At 66.8% G+C, this 14,652-nt stretch carries 14 protein-coding genes; 2 read left to right on the top strand and 12 right to left on the bottom strand.

The features are described from left to right. Positions 1-49 precede the first annotated feature (49 nt). From ligA to QOL79_RS01190, 7 genes are all read right to left on the bottom strand, one after another. Complete coding sequence (gene ligA / locus QOL79_RS01220) at positions 50-2,224, bottom strand: NAD-dependent DNA ligase LigA (protein WP_283418357.1); 2,175 nt, start codon at positions 2,222-2,224, stop codon at positions 50-52. Further along, entirely contained in the window at positions 2,221-2,616 is a 396-nt protein-coding gene (locus QOL79_RS01215) for a putative quinol monooxygenase (RefSeq protein WP_502957441.1), read from the bottom strand. The genes ligA and QOL79_RS01215 overlap by 4 nt, the downstream gene beginning before the upstream one ends. After that, positions 2,613-3,299 carry a GNAT family N-acetyltransferase gene (locus tag QOL79_RS01210; protein WP_283418356.1) on the bottom strand — a complete coding sequence of 229 codons (687 nt, stop codon included), beginning with the start codon at positions 3,297-3,299 and terminating at the stop codon, positions 2,613-2,615. The genes QOL79_RS01215 and QOL79_RS01210 overlap by 4 nt, the downstream gene beginning before the upstream one ends. A gap of 7 nt (positions 3,300-3,306) precedes the next feature. Next, positions 3,307-3,966 (bottom strand): hypothetical protein, encoded by a 660-nt coding sequence (locus QOL79_RS01205; RefSeq protein WP_283418355.1) that lies wholly within the window; start codon positions 3,964-3,966, stop codon positions 3,307-3,309. Then, positions 3,963-5,630 carry a DNA repair protein RecN gene (gene recN / locus QOL79_RS01200; RefSeq protein WP_283418354.1) on the bottom strand — a complete coding sequence of 556 codons (1,668 nt, stop codon included), beginning with the start codon at positions 5,628-5,630 and terminating at the stop codon, positions 3,963-3,965. Before recN ends, QOL79_RS01205 begins: the two co-directional genes overlap by 4 nt. A gap of 49 nt (positions 5,631-5,679) precedes the next feature. Beyond that, complete coding sequence (locus QOL79_RS01195) at positions 5,680-6,474, bottom strand: outer membrane protein assembly factor BamD (protein ID WP_058455703.1); 795 nt, start codon at positions 6,472-6,474, stop codon at positions 5,680-5,682. Between the two features lie 74 nt (positions 6,475-6,548). Continuing rightward, positions 6,549-7,265, bottom strand: a complete 717-nt coding sequence (locus QOL79_RS01190) for a peptidylprolyl isomerase (protein ID WP_283419024.1) — start codon at positions 7,263-7,265, stop codon at positions 6,549-6,551. 130 nt (positions 7,266-7,395) lie between these two features. Between QOL79_RS01190 and QOL79_RS01185 the strand changes: the two genes are divergently transcribed. Both QOL79_RS01185 and QOL79_RS01180 read left to right on the top strand, forming a co-directional pair. Then, positions 7,396-7,791, top strand: coding sequence for an ArsR/SmtB family transcription factor (locus QOL79_RS01185; RefSeq protein WP_283418353.1), 396 nt, complete (start codon positions 7,396-7,398; stop codon positions 7,789-7,791). Then, a complete protein-coding gene (locus QOL79_RS01180; protein WP_283418352.1) occupies positions 7,769-8,302 on the top strand; it encodes an SRPBCC family protein in 534 nt (177 codons plus the stop codon). The genes QOL79_RS01185 and QOL79_RS01180 overlap by 23 nt, the downstream gene beginning before the upstream one ends. Positions 8,303-8,365: 63 nt before the next feature. On the opposite strand, the gene QOL79_RS01175 is transcribed toward QOL79_RS01180, so the two are convergent. From QOL79_RS01175 to truB, 5 genes are all read right to left on the bottom strand, one after another. Beyond that, positions 8,366-9,667, bottom strand: coding sequence for an Hsp70 family protein (locus tag QOL79_RS01175; RefSeq protein ID WP_283418351.1), 1,302 nt, complete (start codon positions 9,665-9,667; stop codon positions 8,366-8,368). A gap of 201 nt (positions 9,668-9,868) precedes the next feature. Further along, complete coding sequence (locus QOL79_RS01170) at positions 9,869-10,468, bottom strand: DNA-3-methyladenine glycosylase I (RefSeq protein ID WP_283418350.1); 600 nt, start codon at positions 10,466-10,468, stop codon at positions 9,869-9,871. A gap of 397 nt (positions 10,469-10,865) precedes the next feature. Then, positions 10,866-13,193: a polyribonucleotide nucleotidyltransferase gene (pnp, locus tag QOL79_RS01165; RefSeq protein WP_058455699.1), complete on the bottom strand. Its 2,328-nt coding sequence runs from the start codon at positions 13,191-13,193 to the stop codon at positions 10,866-10,868. Between the two features lie 194 nt (positions 13,194-13,387). Continuing rightward, on the bottom strand, positions 13,388-13,657 hold the full coding sequence (gene rpsO / locus QOL79_RS01160) for a 30S ribosomal protein S15 (protein WP_058455698.1): 270 nt from the start codon (positions 13,655-13,657) through the stop codon (positions 13,388-13,390). A gap of 22 nt (positions 13,658-13,679) precedes the next feature. Further along, positions 13,680-14,636 (bottom strand): tRNA pseudouridine(55) synthase TruB, encoded by a 957-nt coding sequence (gene truB / locus QOL79_RS01155; RefSeq protein WP_058455697.1) that lies wholly within the window; start codon positions 14,634-14,636, stop codon positions 13,680-13,682. Positions 14,637-14,652 lie beyond the last annotated feature (16 nt).

Here is a 14,652-nt window from a genome sequence, read left to right as displayed (position 1 = left end):
CGCATGGCGGGCGGTCCCCCTCCCCATCGCTTCGCGTCAGGGAGGATTATCATCCCGCCGCCTTCACAATCTCCGCCCATTCAGCCTCGTCAATCACCCTGATACCCAGCGCGCTCGCCTGTTTGAGCTTCGATCCGGCGCCCGGTCCCGCGACGACGAGATCGGTCTTGGCGCTCACGCTTCCCGCCGCCTTGGCCCCCAGCGCTTCGGCCTGCGCCTTCGCCTCGTCCCGGCTCATCGTCTCCAGTTTGCCGGTGAAGACGACGGTCATCCCCGACACCTCGCTTTCGCGCGTCTCGACGACATAGGGCGGCGGTGACACTTCGCTCAGCAGATCATCCCACAGCGCGCGGTTGTGCGGCTCATGGAAGAAATCGCCGAGCGCTTCGGCGACGGCCGGTCCGATCCCGTCGGCCCGCACTTCGAGGATCGCCTTGATCGCGTCCATCTTGCGCGTCTGATATTTGCCGTCGGACTCGCCTTCGGCTTGCGGGTTGGCGTCGAGATAGGCCTGAATCTCGGCCGCTTTTGCGGGCAGCAGCGCAATATCACCTAAGCCTTTGAGCAAATCGCGCGCGGTCACCGCGCCGATATGGCGGATGCCGAGCCCGAACAGCAGCCGCGCCGCGTCGGGCGACCGCTTCGCCTCGATCGCGGCGAACAGATTGTCGACCGACTTTTCCTTCCACCCCTCGCGGCCGAGCAATTCGTCGCGGTGGTTCTTCAGGCGGAAGATGTCGGCTGGCCCCTTGTCTAGCCAGCCGAGGTCGAGGAATTCCTGGATGCTCTTCTCGCCCAGCCCCTCGATGTCGAGCGCGCCGCGGCTGACGAAGTGGCGCAGGCGCTCGAACTTCTGCGCGTTGCAAATCAGGCCGCCGGTGCAGCGCACGTCGACCTCGCCCTCCTCGGCGACCGCCTCGCTGCCGCACACCGGGCAATGATCGGGGAAAATGTAAGCGGCGCGTTCCTCGTCGCGTGTCAGATTCTCCACCACCTGCGGGATCACATCCCCGGCGCGCTGGATCACGACGCGGTCGCCGGGGCGCACGCCTAGGCGGCCGATCTCGTCGCGGTTGTGGAGCGTGACGTTCGAGACGACGACCCCGCCGACGGTGACGGGCGTAAGCCGCCCGACCGGGGTCAGCTTGCCGGTGCGGCCGACCTGGATGTCGATGGCTTCGAGCGTCGTCTGCGCCCGCTCGGCCGGGAATTTGTGCGCGATCGCCCAGCGCGGCGCCTTCGCGACGAAGCCCAGCCGCTGCTGCCAGTCGAGCCGGTCGACCTTATAGACGACGCCGTCGATGTCGTAGGGCATCTCGGCGCGCTCGGCCTCGATCGTCCGGTAATGCGCCAGCACCTCGGCAACGCCCTCGAAGCGCTTCAGTAGCGGCGAGACGGGAACGCCCCACGCCGCGATCCGCTGCATCATGTCGAACTGGGTGTCGGCAGGAACCGCGCTCGCCTCACCCCAGCCATGCGCAAGGAAGCGCAAGGGGCGCGACGCGGTGACGCTCGCGTCCTTCTGGCGCAGCGATCCCGCCGCCGCGTTGCGCGGGTTGGCGAACTGGCGGACGGTCGCGGGATCGAATTCCTGCCCGCGCTGCGCCGCAAGCGCCCTTCCCTCCTCCATCAACCGCGCGTTCAGCGCCGCAAAATCGGACTTGGCCATATAGACCTCGCCCCTGATCTCGAAGACGTCGGGCGCCTCGCCCGCCAGCTCCTGCGGAATATCGCCGATCGTGCGAACGTTCGCGGTCACATCCTCGCCCACCGTGCCGTCGCCGCGCGTCGCCGCCTGCACCAGCCGGCCCTGTTCGTAGCGCAGCGAACAGGACAGCCCGTCGATCTTGTCCTCGGCGGTCAGCGCGACACCCTCGCCCTCGCCGAGGTTGAGGAAGCGCCGCACGCGCGCGGCGAATTCCTCGACATCCTCGCCCGAAAAGGCGTTGTCGAGGCTCATCATCCGCACCGCGTGCGTGACCTTGGCGAGCGGCGAGGCCTCGACCGCGGCGCCGACGAGCCGGTTCGGGCTGTCGGCACGGATCAGATCGGGGAAAGCCGCTTCGATTTCATTGTTGCGGCGGACGAGCGCGTCATAATCGGCGTCGGAAATCTCGGGCGCATCCTCGGCGTGATAGCGCTTGTTGTGATGCGCGATCTGCTTTGCCAACCGCATCAGTTCGTTGGCGGCGTCGGCGGGGGAAAGCGATTCAATCTCGGTCATGCAGCGGCTTTTGCCACCGGCTTGAACTCCGCGCGAGTGCCAAATCCTGCAATAAGCGGGCGACCTTTCGCGATCGCCGCCCGAACCTCGGGAAGCTGCAGCGATGCGGCGTGCGCGTCCTTGCTGTCCCACAGCTCGACGATCCAGATCGCATCGGGGTTCGCAGCGTCCTCGCCGATCAGATAGGCGATGTTGCCCGGCATCGCCCCCGTACCTTCGCCAAGAATCGCGACGAGCGCCGCGCGCTGCCCCGGCTGCGCGATCATCTGCCCGATGAGGCCATAGTGCGGATCGGCGTCTTCCATCATGTCCTCCAGAGCCCGGCCCCTCGCCGCGGGCAACAAGGCTGCCGCCATCGCCAGCAGCGCCATGAGATGTTCGCGGCGGTTCACTTCGCGACCACCAGCACATGCACCTCGCGCCGGATGCGAAAGCCGAGCGATTCATAGAGGCCGATCGCGCCTTCATTGTCGGCATAGCTGTGCAGGAACGGCTGCTCGCCGCGCGCGACCATTGCGCGCATGACATGGCCGATCAGCGCGCGCGCCAGGCCGCGTCCGCGACAATCCGCCCACGTCGAAACGCCGCTGACCTCGGCCATGCCGGGCACGAGGATGCGCTGCCCCGCCATCGCGAGCAGGCGGCCATTCTCGCGGATCCCGAAGAAGGGACCATAGCGATGCGTCGCGGGGCCCCATGGTCCCGGCCTTGCATGGTCGGCAAGCGCCGCCATTTCCGCCGCGTCCCCCTCGCCGAGCGCGACGATCGGCGGCTCGCCGTCGCGCGGTTCGGGGGGCGGACCGTCGGCGACCATCTGCGCAAGCACTGCCCGCTTTACCTCGCGCGCACCCGCCGGAACGGGCCACGGCTCGCCTTCAACGATCCAGAGTTCGCCGTCATCGGGAACCAGCGCCGCGAGCGCCGCCTGCGCCTCCGCGCCGGTATCGGCGGCGACCCCGAACACGCCATAGCCGCGGTCGATCCGCTTCGCGCGGTCGCCCCCCTCAGCCAGATGCGCCTGCCGTCCGGTGAGCATCGTCCAGATCGGACGGTCGAGCGGATGCGCGGGCGTCATCGCGCGATCACGCCTGTTCCATCGCCAGCGTTTCGGTCGCTGGGATCACCACGCCTTCCATCGCATGTTCGGCATAGGGGCCCGCGGGATCGACCCAGTGGAGAAAGAGATGCGCCGACCAGCGATTGGGGTTCGGCATCGTCCGTCCGTGCAGGCGGTGAACGCCCTGGTAAAGCACCGCGTCGCCCGGCAGCATCGGCACCGAGCCGTAGGCCTCATCGCCGAAATCGGGATCGGCGCGCTCGCGCGGGGTCTCGATATGCTGCGATCCGACCTCGAGCGCCCACGGCTTGTCGTCGCTTGCGGCGAGCAACAGCGACAGGCTGTGCTCGCAGGCGTAGCGGTCCGAATGGACGTGGCAGACGTCGCCCTGCCGATACATGCGGAAATAGCAATAGGAGGGCTTGAGCGCGGTCCCGACGAGCGCGCTGACCGCCGGCGTCATCCCCCAGAGGAAGGTCGAGAGCGGCAGATAATGCCGCCCGTAAATCTCGACCGCCTCGTTCGCGAGCAGCGCGTGTTTGCGCTTCAGCCGGTCGAACGACACGCCGCCGCGCGTCAGGTCGCCCTTCATCATGCCGAGCAGCGCGTGCGTGACGTCGGTCGGCACGAAGCCGGGCAGCGCGAGATAGCCTTCGTCGCGATAGCGTTCGGCCTGCCCGGTCATATCGTCTCCAGCAATCTTTCGGCCTGCGCGCGCGCTTCTTCGGTGACTTCGGCGCCCGACAACATGCGCGCGATTTCCTCGCGGCGGCCCGGCTCGTCAAGCGCGCGGACGCCGGTGCGCGTGACCGTGCCCTCGCTCGACTTGGCGATGATGAAATGCGACGCGCCTTTCGCCGCGACTTGCGGGCTGTGCGTCACCGCGAGCAATTGCTTGCCGCCGCGTGACAGGCGCGCGAGCCGCTCGCCGATCGCGCTCGCCACCGCGCCGCCGACGCCGCGGTCGATCTCGTCGAAGATGATCGTGTCGGCCCCGCCCTCCTCGGCGAGCGCGACTTTCAGCGCGAGAATGAAGCGCGAGAGCTCGCCGCCCGACGCGATCTTCGCGAGCGGCGCGAAGGGCGCGCCGGGATTGGTCGAGATCAGGAATTCGACGCGGTCGATCCCGTCGGCGCCCCAGCGCTCGGCGGGAAGCCGTTCGACCGCGGTCTGGAAGCGCGCCGCGTCGAGTTTCAGCGGCACGAGTTCGCCCGCGACCGCGGCGTCGAGCCGCGTCGCCGCCTTGGCGCGCAGGTCGGACAGCGCGGTCGCGGCATGGGTATAGGCGGCGGCGGTCTCGGCCACCGCAGCCTCGAGTTTCGCGAGCCCCGCGCTGCCGCCCTCGATCGCATCGAGCCGCGCGGCCAATGTGCCCGTGAGTTCGGCCAGCTCGTCGGGCTGGACCCCATGTTTGCGCGCCATCGCGCGCAGTTCGAACAGCCGCGTCTCCGCCGCTTCGAGCCGCTCGGGATCATACTCGAGCGCGCGCGCAGCCTCTCCCAGCTTGGTCTCGGCATCGTCTGCGTCGATGATCGCACGGTCGAGCGCCGCGAGCGCCTCGGCGAGCAGCGGGTGATCGCCCGCGAGCCGGTCGAGCCGCCGCGCCGCGCCGCGCAGCAGTGCGGGACCGCCGTCGCTGCCGTCGAAGGCCTCGAGGATCGTACCGAGATCGCCCGCGATCTTCTCGCCCTTCTGCATCGCCGCGCGCGCTTCGGCGAGCTCGGCTTCCTCGCCCGGCTGCGGGTCGAGCGTCTGCAGTTCGGCGACGCAATGCTCGAGCCATTCGCGGTCGCGTGTCGCTTCCGAAATCGCGGCCTTCGCCACCGCCAGCTTTTCCTCCGCCGCGCGCCAGGCCGCGTGCGCCACAGCCACCGCGCCGGTATCCGCACGTGCATAGGCGTCGAGCAGGGCGCGGTGGCCCGCGGGCGCGAGCAGGCCGCGATCGTCGTGCTGGCCATGGATTTCAACCAGATACCCCCCGACCTCGCGCAGCAGCGCCGCCGAACAGGGCTGGTCATTGAGGAAGGCGCGGCTGCCGCCGTCGGCCTTCAGCGTCCGGCGGATCAGCAGCGGCTCGCCGGGTTCCAGCGCGACCTCATTCTCCGCCAGCAGCGTGGCGAGCGGCGTCGCTTCGGCCGGGGGCGTGAAACTTGCGGTCACCTGCGCCTTGTCCGTGCCCTGCCGCACCAGCGCGCTGTCGGCGCGCATCCCGAGCGCAAGGCCCAGCGCGTCGAGCAGGATCGACTTGCCCGCGCCGGTCTCGCCCGTCAGAACGCCCAGCCCGGCCTCGAAATCGAGATCGAGCCGTTCGATCAGAACGATGTTGGCGATGGACAAGGCGGTCAGCATGTCCCGCTCTTAACGCAGAACAAAATGCGAATCTATTCCCCGAACCGCATCACGCCGTCGGCGCGTGCTTCCGCATCAGGTCGTAGGCCCGGTCGTACCATTTGCTGCCCGGATAGTTGGCGCCGAGCACGGCCGCCGACTTCTTCGCTTCCTCGGGAATGCCGAGCGCGAGATAGCATTCGGTCAGGCGATAGAGCGCCTCGGGCGTGTGGCTCGTCGTCTGGAATTTCTCGGTCACTTCGCGGAAGCGGATCGAAGCGGCGAGCCAGTTCGAACTGCGCTCATAGAAGCGGCCGATCTCCATCTCCTTGCCCGCAAGATGGTCCTGCACCAGGTCGACCTTGAGCCGCGCGTCGGCGGCGTAGCGGCTGTCGGGATAGCGGCGGATCACTTCGCCGAGCGCATTTTTCGCCTGCTCGGTGATCTTCTGGTCGCGGGTCACGTCGCTGATCTGCTCATAATAGCTGAGGCCGATCAGATAATAGGCGTAGGGCGCGTCCTTGTTGCCCGGGTGGATCGACAGAAAGCGCTGCGCCGCCTCGATCGCCGGGGTATATTCGCGGTCCATATAGTAACTGAACGCGCTCATCAGCTGCGCGCGGCGCGCCCATGGCGAATAGGGGTGCTGGCGCTCGACTTCGTCGAACAGCGCCGCCGCGACCTTGTACTGCTTGCGGTCAAGCCGGTCCTGCGCCGCGCGGTACAGCGTGTTGACGTCGCGCGCGACGTAACGCGTGTCCTTCTTGACCCCCGACCCGCCCGCACAGGCGGCGAGCAGCGGCGAAATGACGAGAGCGGCGGCGAGCAGGCGCGTCGTGGCGCGCAGGGAGGGACGCTGAATCATGGCTGCGGTATAGCCACAGCGCGGATGAACGCAAAATAAATGATCGCTTGCCCACGCGGCCTTTGCCCAGCGCGTCAGCTGCCCCCCGTCACGCAGCCTTTCGGCGCCTCGGCCGGCGCGGGGACGCGGCGGGCAGAGACGATCTTTACCGCGGGTTCGATCATTTGCCCCTTCATCGCGCCCTCGCCCGCGGTCGCCGACACCGGCAGCGCGTAGATTTTCTCGGCGACGTCGCGGCCCGCGACCATCTCGCCGAACACCGCGAAGCCCGCATTGTCGCCGGGCGCCTTGGGATCGGCCTCGAACCCCGGGATGTTGCTGAGCAGCAGGAAGAAGTCGGTGGTCGCATCACCCGGCGCGAGCCGTGCCATCAGGAGAGCGCCGTCGCAGCTCTTGAGCCCCGTCACATTGGTCGGCTCGTGCGCGATCGGCGGGAAATTCTTGCGCGCGTCACCGCGGTTGCCCGCCTGCACCAGCTTGCTGTCGGGGCCCCAGCTGCGCGTCGTGCGATAGAAGGAAAAGCCGTCCATGCGCTTGGTGTCGACATAGCGGAGGAAGTTGGCGGCGGTGACCGGGGCGCGCTTGTTCTCGATCCGCACTACGATCGTCCCCGCGTCGGTGACCAGCGCCACATAAGGCCGCGTGTCGGGCTCGTCGGCCTTCGGCGGCACCGGAAGCGGCGGCGGCGGAGGCGGCGGCGCCATCATCGGCGGGGACGATGGAGTCGGCTGCGGAGCCGGCGCGGCCGCCACGCTCGCGATGGCAATCGACAGGATCAGCGTTTCGAACATCATGGAATCACTCTGATTGCGGACACGGTCAGCACAGAGGCTAGACGCAGTTTACGGCTGCGCCAAGCGAGCCCGCTATCATTCAACCATATGGTTGACAATAAAATCCGACTCGTCAATATTAAACCACATGGTTGAACATGATTCGCATAGCCTCGACACGATCTTCCACGCGCTCGGCGATACGACGCGGCGCCAAATGCTCGGCGAACTCGCCGTGGGCGAGCGCACCGTCGGCGAGCTTGCCGAACCTTTCGCGATGTCGCTCGCGGCGGCGTCCAAGCATATCAAGGTGCTTGAGGCGGCGGGGCTGATCCGCCGCGACGTTCGCGGGCGCACCCATGTCTGCAGCCTCGATCCGGCCCCGCTGATGAGCGCCCATCAGTGGCTCGGCATCTATCGCCGCTTCTGGACCGACCGCCTCGACACCCTCGAAGCACTGCTCCGCAATCCGCAACCCCTGCCCGCAGAAAGCCCCTCCCCGGCAAAGAAGGAGAATGACGATGACCGCCACGCTGACCGATGACGCCTATGGCACGCTGACCGAGCCCGCGACGCTGACCCTCCAGCGCCTACTTCCCGGCCCGATCGACCGCGTCTGGGCCTATCTCACCGACGGCGAGTTGCGCCGCCAGTGGCTCGCCGCGGGCACGATGGAGGAAAAGGTCGGGGCGCCGGTCGAATTCGTCTGGCGCAACGACGAACTGACCGACCCGCCCGGCGAACGCCCCGAAGGCATGGCCGAAGAGCACCGCATGACGTGCGAGGTCACCGCGATCGACGGCCCGCACATGCTGTCGGTCACGTGGGGCAGCACCGGCGGCGTGACCTTCACCCTCGAAGAACAGGGCGACGAGGTCTTGCTGACCATCGTCCACAGACGGATCGAGGACGTCACCGTCCGCCTGAACGTCAGCGCGGGCTGGCACGCGCATGTCGATCTGCTCGAAGCGCGGCTGCGCGGCGCGACCCCCGCGCCGCATTGGGACAATTGGCTCCGGCTGCGCGCCGACTATGCCGAGCGCTTCGCGCGCTGATCCCCCGACCGCGTGTGAAGGGAAGGGGTCGCCCACGCGTCCCCTTCCTTCCCGGTCGATTGGTCAGGCCGCCCATTCCGCGGGGTCGGGCTCCTCGCCGATCAGCGCGAGGCCGTGCGCGATCGAGGTCAGCTCGCCGCCCGACGCGATGCGCTCGGCCCCGAACCGGCGGTCGAAGATCGCGCGGATCGCCGGAATCAGCGACGAACCGCCGGTCAGGAAGATGCGATCGATGGCGCGCGCCTCGACGCCCGCCTTGGCGAGCGCCGCGTCCATCGCGGCCTCGATACGCACCAGGTCGTCGGCGATCCACGCCTCGAAATCGGCGCGGCGTACCGTCGCGCCGATCTCGACGCCGCCGCCGCTGAAGCGGAACTCAGCCTCCTCACTGCCCGAAAGCGCGCGCTTGGCCTTGCCCACCGCATCATAGAGCGGAAAGCCCTGCTCATGCTCGATCAGCGCGATCATCCGGCCGATAGGCGCGGGTTCGATCGCGTCGCGCTGCAGGCGCTTCAACTCGTCGATTGTGCGGCGGTTGCGCATCATCGCGAGCCGCGACCAGTCGGCGAAGTCGGAGAAATAGCCGCCCGGAATCTCCAGTATCTTGTCGAAAGAGCGATAGCGGCCGCCCTTGCCGAGGAGCGGCAGGACGAGCTTGTCGACGATCCGCTGGTCGAAGCGGTCACCGGCGATCGCGACGCCCGACGAGGCGAGCGGGACGCAGCGGCGCGGGCTCCCAGGCGCGGCGATGCGGACAATCGAAAAATCGGTGGTGCCACCGCCGAAATCGGCGACGAGGATCGTCGCCGGTTCGGTCAGGCGCGAGGCATAGCTGTGCGCCGCGCCGAGCGGTTCGTGGACATAGAAAAGCTCGATGCCGAACTGACCCAGCATCGCATCGTACCGCTGCCGCGCCAGCGCGGGGTCGGCGCGCGCGCCCGCATATTCGACCGGCCGTCCGACGATGACGCGGCGCGGCCGCTGATCGAGGCGGCCGCCCGCGTGCGCAACGAGCCGTTGGAGGAACAGCCGTCCCATATCCTCGAAGCGGAACGGCTTGCCGAAGATCGTCGCGCGCTCGAACAGCGGGCTCGCCGCGACGCTCTTGAACGACTGGACGAAACGGCTGTCGAGCGGCGACTGGAGATATTCCGAAATGGCCCATGGCCCCGCCTCGGATGCGATCCCCTGCCACGCGCGCTCCTCTTCCCAGAAGCAGAGCGCCGAGCGGAAGACGGGGCCGGTCGCCTCGTCGCCGGCGAAGTCGACGAGGTGCGAACCGCCCTGCCCGTCGGCGAGCGCGACGACGGTGTTCGTCGTACCGAAGTCGAGGCCGAGCGCGCTGGCGGCCATGCTGCTATCCATAATCTGTCCTGTGCCGGCCGGTGTGCGAGGGGCGGCGCCTATTGCACGGGACGACGGGTGGGGCAAGCCGGGCGAGCCCCACCGATTCGTCCCCTCCGACTTGATCCGGGGGTCCACGACCTCATCGCCGCGATCGATCCCGGATCAAGCCTGTCCTGAGCCTGTCGAAGGGTCCGCGATGACGAATTCTGGAAAATGGGGCTAGCCCGGTGGCGGCTGAAAGGCCTTCCTTGCGTCCGCAGCGGCAGCCCGGATCGCGCAGCCCTCGGCATGATCGTTGATCAGCCCCATCGCCTGCATAAAGGCGTGCACCGTCGTCGGGCCAACGAATTTCCAGCCGCGTTTCTTCAGATCCTTCGACATCGCGATCGACGCGGGCGACGTCGAGGCCAGATAGGGAATATCGCCGCGCGGCTCGAAGCCCCACACATAGGCCGCGAGCGAGCCTTTCTCGCCTATCAGATCCTGCGCGCGGCGAGCGTTGTTGATGACCGCCTCGATCTTGCCGCGATGCCGGACGATCCCGGCATCCTGAAGCAGGCGCTCGACATCACCTTCGTCGAAATCCGCAACGCGGTCGAAATCGAAACCGGCGAATGCCGCGCGGAAATTCTCGCGCTTCATCAGGATCGTCCGCCAGCTGAGCCCCGACTGGAAGCCTTCGAGGCTCAATTTCTCGAACAATCGCCGGTCGTCGGCGACGGGAAATCCCCATTCGCGGTCGTGGTAGGCGATATAATCCTCCGACGCCGCACACCAGCCGCAGCGCGCGATGCCGTCGGAAGCGGTGAAGAGCGTCATAGCCGGCCTCCCATCTTATTCACGATATGTTCTCTTATTGAGCCCTGTCGACCGTTTCAAGGAAGAACCGCAATGCGTGTCCGTGTCGGCCGGGGGCAGCCACGCCGCGTGGGATGGTGATGATGGTCGGTCGCGGACATCTACTGCCATTTGCGGCCGTTCCGGCGTCAACGGCCGAAATCAACCGGACCACGACATTTCTAACATCGTCATGCTGAACTTGTTTCAGCATCCATGGACTGAGTGTTCGTCCGGCGCGGCGATTAAGGAAATGGCGGACCATGGATCCTGAAACAAGTTCAGGATGACGAGAATGGGAAGGCTGGAAACCACCCCACAACCGACAAAAAAGGGGCCGCCTTTCGGCAGCCCCTTCTCGTTCCGTTTGCGGAAAGACTTAGTCCTTCAGGAAGTCGGGCACATGGCCCTGATCTTCCGGACCGTCTTCCGAACGCTCGCGGCGCGGGCCGCGATCACCGCGGTCGCCGCCGTCACGGCGGGGGCCGCGATCGCGGTCACGGCCACCACCGCCACGCGGGCCGCGGTCACCGTCACGGCGCGGGCCACGATCGCCGCGGGGGCCGCGGTCTTCGCGGGGTTCGCGCGCCGGGCGGGTGTCTTCCAGCTCTTCGCCGGTTTCCTGATCGACGACGCGCATCGACAGACGGACCTTGCCGCGCGGGTCGATCTCGAGGACCTTGACCTTGACGTCCTGGCCTTCGCTCAGGACGTCCGAGACCTTCTCGACGCGCTCGTTCTTGATTTCGCTGACGTGGACGAGACCGTCCTTGCCGCCCATGAAATTCACGAACGCACCGAAATCGACGAGGTTGACGACCTTGCCGTCATAGATCTTGCCGACTTCGGCTTCCTCGACGATGCCGGCGATCCACTTGCGGGCCGCTTCGATCTGGGTGAGGTCGCTCGACGAAATCTTGATCAGACCTTCGTCGTCGATGTCGACCTTGGCGCCGGTGGTCGCGACGATCTCGCGGATCACCTTGCCGCCGGTGCCGATGACGTCGCGGATCTTCGCCTTGTCGATCTGCATCGTCTCGATGCGCGGCGCGTGCGCCGACAATTCGCTGCGGGTTTCGCCGAGCGCCTTGTTCATCTCGCCAAGGATGTGCGCGCGGCCTTCCTTCGCCTGGTTGAGCGCGGCTTCGAAGATCTCGCGCGTGATGCCCGCGATCTTGATGTCCATCTGCATCGTCGTGATGCCTTCGGACGTGCCCGCAACCTTGAAATCCATATCGCCGAGGTGATCTTCGTCGCCGAGGATGTCCGACAGGATCGCATAATCCTTGCCTTCGAGGATCAGGCCCATCGCGATGCCCGACACCGGCCGCTTGATCGGCACGCCGGCGTCCATCATCGCGAGCGAACCGCCGCACACCGACGCCATCGACGACGAACCGTTCGATTCGGTGATGTCGCTGGTCAGGCGGATCGTATAGGGGAACTCGTCCTTCGTCGGCAGCACGGGGTGCAGCGCGCGCCAGGCGAGCTTGCCATGACCGACTTCGCGGCGGCCCGGCGCGCCGAAGCGGCCGACTTCACCGACCGAATAGGGCGGGAAGTTATAGTGCAGCATGAAGTGCTGGTACGACAGGCCGTTGAGGCCGTCGATCATCTGCTCCGCATCCTTGGTGCCCAGCGTCGCCGTGGCGATCGTCTGGGTTTCGCCGCGAGTGAACAGCGCCGAGCCGTGCGCGCGGGGCAGGAAGTGCGTTTCGGCGACGATCGGACGGATCTGCGTCGTCGTGCGGCCGTCGATGCGCTTGCCGTCCTTGAGGATGGCGGTGCGGACGATTTCGGCTTCCAGCTTCTTGGTCAGCTTGATGCCGGCCATGACGTCCTGCGGGCTGAGGCCGTCGGCGGTGAAGCTTTCCTTCGCCTTCGCGCGCGCTTCGTTCAGCGCGTTCGAGCGGGCCGACTTGTCGGTCAGCTTGTAGGCGGCGGCGATGTCCTTGCCGATCAGCTTCTTGAGCTTGTCCTTGAGCGCGGCGTTGTCGTCCGACGCGGCCATTTCCCAAGGTTCCTTGGCAGCCTGCTCGGCGAGCTTGACGATCGCCTTGATGACTTCCTTGCACGCGTCGTGCGCGAACAGGACGGCGCCGAGCATGACCTCTTCCGACAGCTCGTTCGCTTCGGATTCGACCATCATCACAGCGTCATAGGTCGCGGCGACAACCAGATCGAGGTCGCCTTCGGCAACCTGCTCGTCGGTCGGGTTCAGGATATATTCGCCGTTCAGATAACCGACGCGCGCGGCGCCGATCGGACCCATGAAGGGCACGCCCGAAATGGTGAGCGCGGCCGATGCGGCGACCATCGCGAGGATGTCGGGCTCGTTGTGGCCGTCATAGCTCAGCACCTGGGCGATCGCGTTGATTTCGTTATAGAAACCTTCGGGGAACAGCGGGCGGATCGGACGGTCGATCAGGCGGCTGACCAGCGTTTCCTTTTCGGTCGCGCCGCGCTCGCGCTTGAAGAAGCCGCCCGGGATGCGGCCCGCGGCCGAATATTTCTCCTGATAATGGACGGTGAGCGGGAAGAAGTCCTGCCCCTCCTTCACCGACTTCGCGGCGGTCACCGCGCACAGGACGACCGTTTCACCCAGCGTCGCCATCACGGCGCCGTCGGCCTGGCGGGCAACCTTGCCCGTTTCGAGAGTCAGCGTTTCACCGCCCCACTCGATCGATACTTTTTTCACGTCAAACATGTGGTTTCCTTCGCCCGCCGGGCCCTATGCCGGGCGGGGCCTCTGATTCCGGGCAATCCGGCCCGGGGCGGTACGGGGCGCTTTGATGCCCCTGTGGCGGTCCCGCCGGATGCGGGAGCGGCCCTGCGATCGCGCGCAAATGCGGGCGACCAATATGACAGCGGCCCCGGAAGTCCGGGGCCGCCCTCGAATTCTTATTTACGAAGACCCAGCTTCGCGATCAGCGCCTGGTAGCGGTCCTCGTCCTTCTTGCGAAGATAGTCGAGAAGGCTGCGGCGCTTGTTGACCATCATCAGCAGCCCGCGGCGGCTGTGGTTGTCCTTGTGGTGCGCCTTGAAATGCTCGGTCAGCGTGTTGATGCGGTCGGTCAGGATCGCGACCTGGACTTCCGGCGAACCGGTATCGCCCTTTGCGCGCGCATTGTCGTTGATGACTTCGGTTTTGCGCTCTGCGGTAATCGACATATTTCTTCCTTCGAACATCGTGTCATATGTTGAAGCCCCGCACGACTTTCAGCGTTCCCGCCAAAGCCTCGATCAGGGCGACCGGCCGACTATCGGCATCGCGTCCCCAATAGAGCCCGTCGTGCGTGCTTTCCCCGGTCCAGACGCGACCCTGACGGATCGCCCCTGCCGCTTCCGGGGAAAGGTTCAGAGCCGGGATGTCGACCAGCCCTGCCTCGAGCGGCAGAATGATATCTGATTGCGCGGCGCCTTGGCCGAAAGCGTTCAATTTGTCCAGCGAAATCGCTTGTCGCAAGTCGAACGGCCCCGCACGCACGCGGCGAAGCATGGTGACATGCCCGACGCTGCCTACCGCCCGCGCGATGTCGCGTGCAAGGCTGCGGATATAGGTGCCCTTCGAGACATGGGCGGTGAGGGTGATGGAGGCGAGCCGCGCCTCTTCTGCTTCGTCACCCCGGACTTGATCCGGGGTCCATTCTTCGGCCGCTGCAATGGATGCCGGATCAAGTCCGGCATGACGAAGGGAGTGAATGGTCACCGCCCGCGCCTTCATCTCGACCGTTTCGCCAGCCCGCGCACGGTCATAGGCCCGCTGCCCGTCGATCTTGATCGCGGAGTATGCGGGTGGCACCTGCTCGATCGCCCCGGTGAAGCGCGGCAGCACCGCCTCGACCTCGGTGGGCGTCGGCCGCACGTCGCTGGTCGCAACCACCTCGCCTTCGGCATCGAGCCCGGCGGTCTCGGTCCCGAACTGCACGGTAAACTCATAGACCTTGCTGGCATCGAGCATCCGCCCGCACAGCTTCGTCGCCTCGCCGAGCGCGATCGGCAGCACCCCCGACGCCAGCGGGTCGAGCGTGCCGCCATGGCCGACCTTGACCTTGCCCAGCCCCGCCTCGCGGCAGACCCGCTTAACCGCGGCGACCGCCTGCGTCGAACCGAGCCCCACGGGTTTGTCGAGAATGATCCAGCCGTTCATCCTGCGCGCCCTGCTG

The organism is Sphingopyxis sp. Geo48 (genome assembly GCF_949769155.1).
Taxonomy (GTDB): Bacteria; Pseudomonadota; Alphaproteobacteria; order Sphingomonadales; family Sphingomonadaceae; genus Sphingopyxis.
Note: the sequence above shows the minus strand (reverse complement) of the source record. Positions and strands in the feature narration are given on the sequence as shown.

What these genes read in the sequence shown, in the direction of transcription:
- ligA (WP_283418357.1), bottom strand. Translation starts at nt 2,224, where the DNA reads ATGACCGAGATTGAATCGCTTTCCCCCGCCGACGCCGCCAACGAACTG.
- QOL79_RS01190 (WP_283419024.1), bottom strand. Translation starts at nt 7,265, where the DNA reads ATGTTCGAAACGCTGATCCTGTCGATTGCCATCGCGAGCGTGGCGGCC.
- QOL79_RS01170 (WP_283418350.1), bottom strand. Translation starts at nt 10,468, where the DNA reads ATGACGCTCTTCACCGCTTCCGACGGCATCGCGCGCTGCGGCTGGTGT.
- QOL79_RS01175 (WP_283418351.1), bottom strand. Translation starts at nt 9,667, where the DNA reads ATGGATAGCAGCATGGCCGCCAGCGCGCTCGGCCTCGACTTCGGTACG.
- QOL79_RS01205 (WP_283418355.1), bottom strand. Translation starts at nt 3,966, where the DNA reads ATGACCGGGCAGGCCGAACGCTATCGCGACGAAGGCTATCTCGCGCTG.
- QOL79_RS01210 (WP_283418356.1), bottom strand. Translation starts at nt 3,299, where the DNA reads ATGACGCCCGCGCATCCGCTCGACCGTCCGATCTGGACGATGCTCACC.
- QOL79_RS01195 (WP_058455703.1), bottom strand. Translation starts at nt 6,474, where the DNA reads ATGATTCAGCGTCCCTCCCTGCGCGCCACGACGCGCCTGCTCGCCGCC.
- rpsO (WP_058455698.1), bottom strand. Translation starts at nt 13,657, where the DNA reads ATGTCGATTACCGCAGAGCGCAAAACCGAAGTCATCAACGACAATGCG.
- pnp (WP_058455699.1), bottom strand. Translation starts at nt 13,193, where the DNA reads ATGTTTGACGTGAAAAAAGTATCGATCGAGTGGGGCGGTGAAACGCTG.
- QOL79_RS01185 (WP_283418353.1), top strand. Translation starts at nt 7,396, where the DNA reads ATGGTTGAACATGATTCGCATAGCCTCGACACGATCTTCCACGCGCTC.
- QOL79_RS01180 (WP_283418352.1), top strand. Translation starts at nt 7,769, where the DNA reads ATGACCGCCACGCTGACCGATGACGCCTATGGCACGCTGACCGAGCCC.
- recN (WP_283418354.1), bottom strand. Translation starts at nt 5,630, where the DNA reads ATGCTGACCGCCTTGTCCATCGCCAACATCGTTCTGATCGAACGGCTC.
- truB (WP_058455697.1), bottom strand. Translation starts at nt 14,636, where the DNA reads ATGAACGGCTGGATCATTCTCGACAAACCCGTGGGGCTCGGTTCGACG.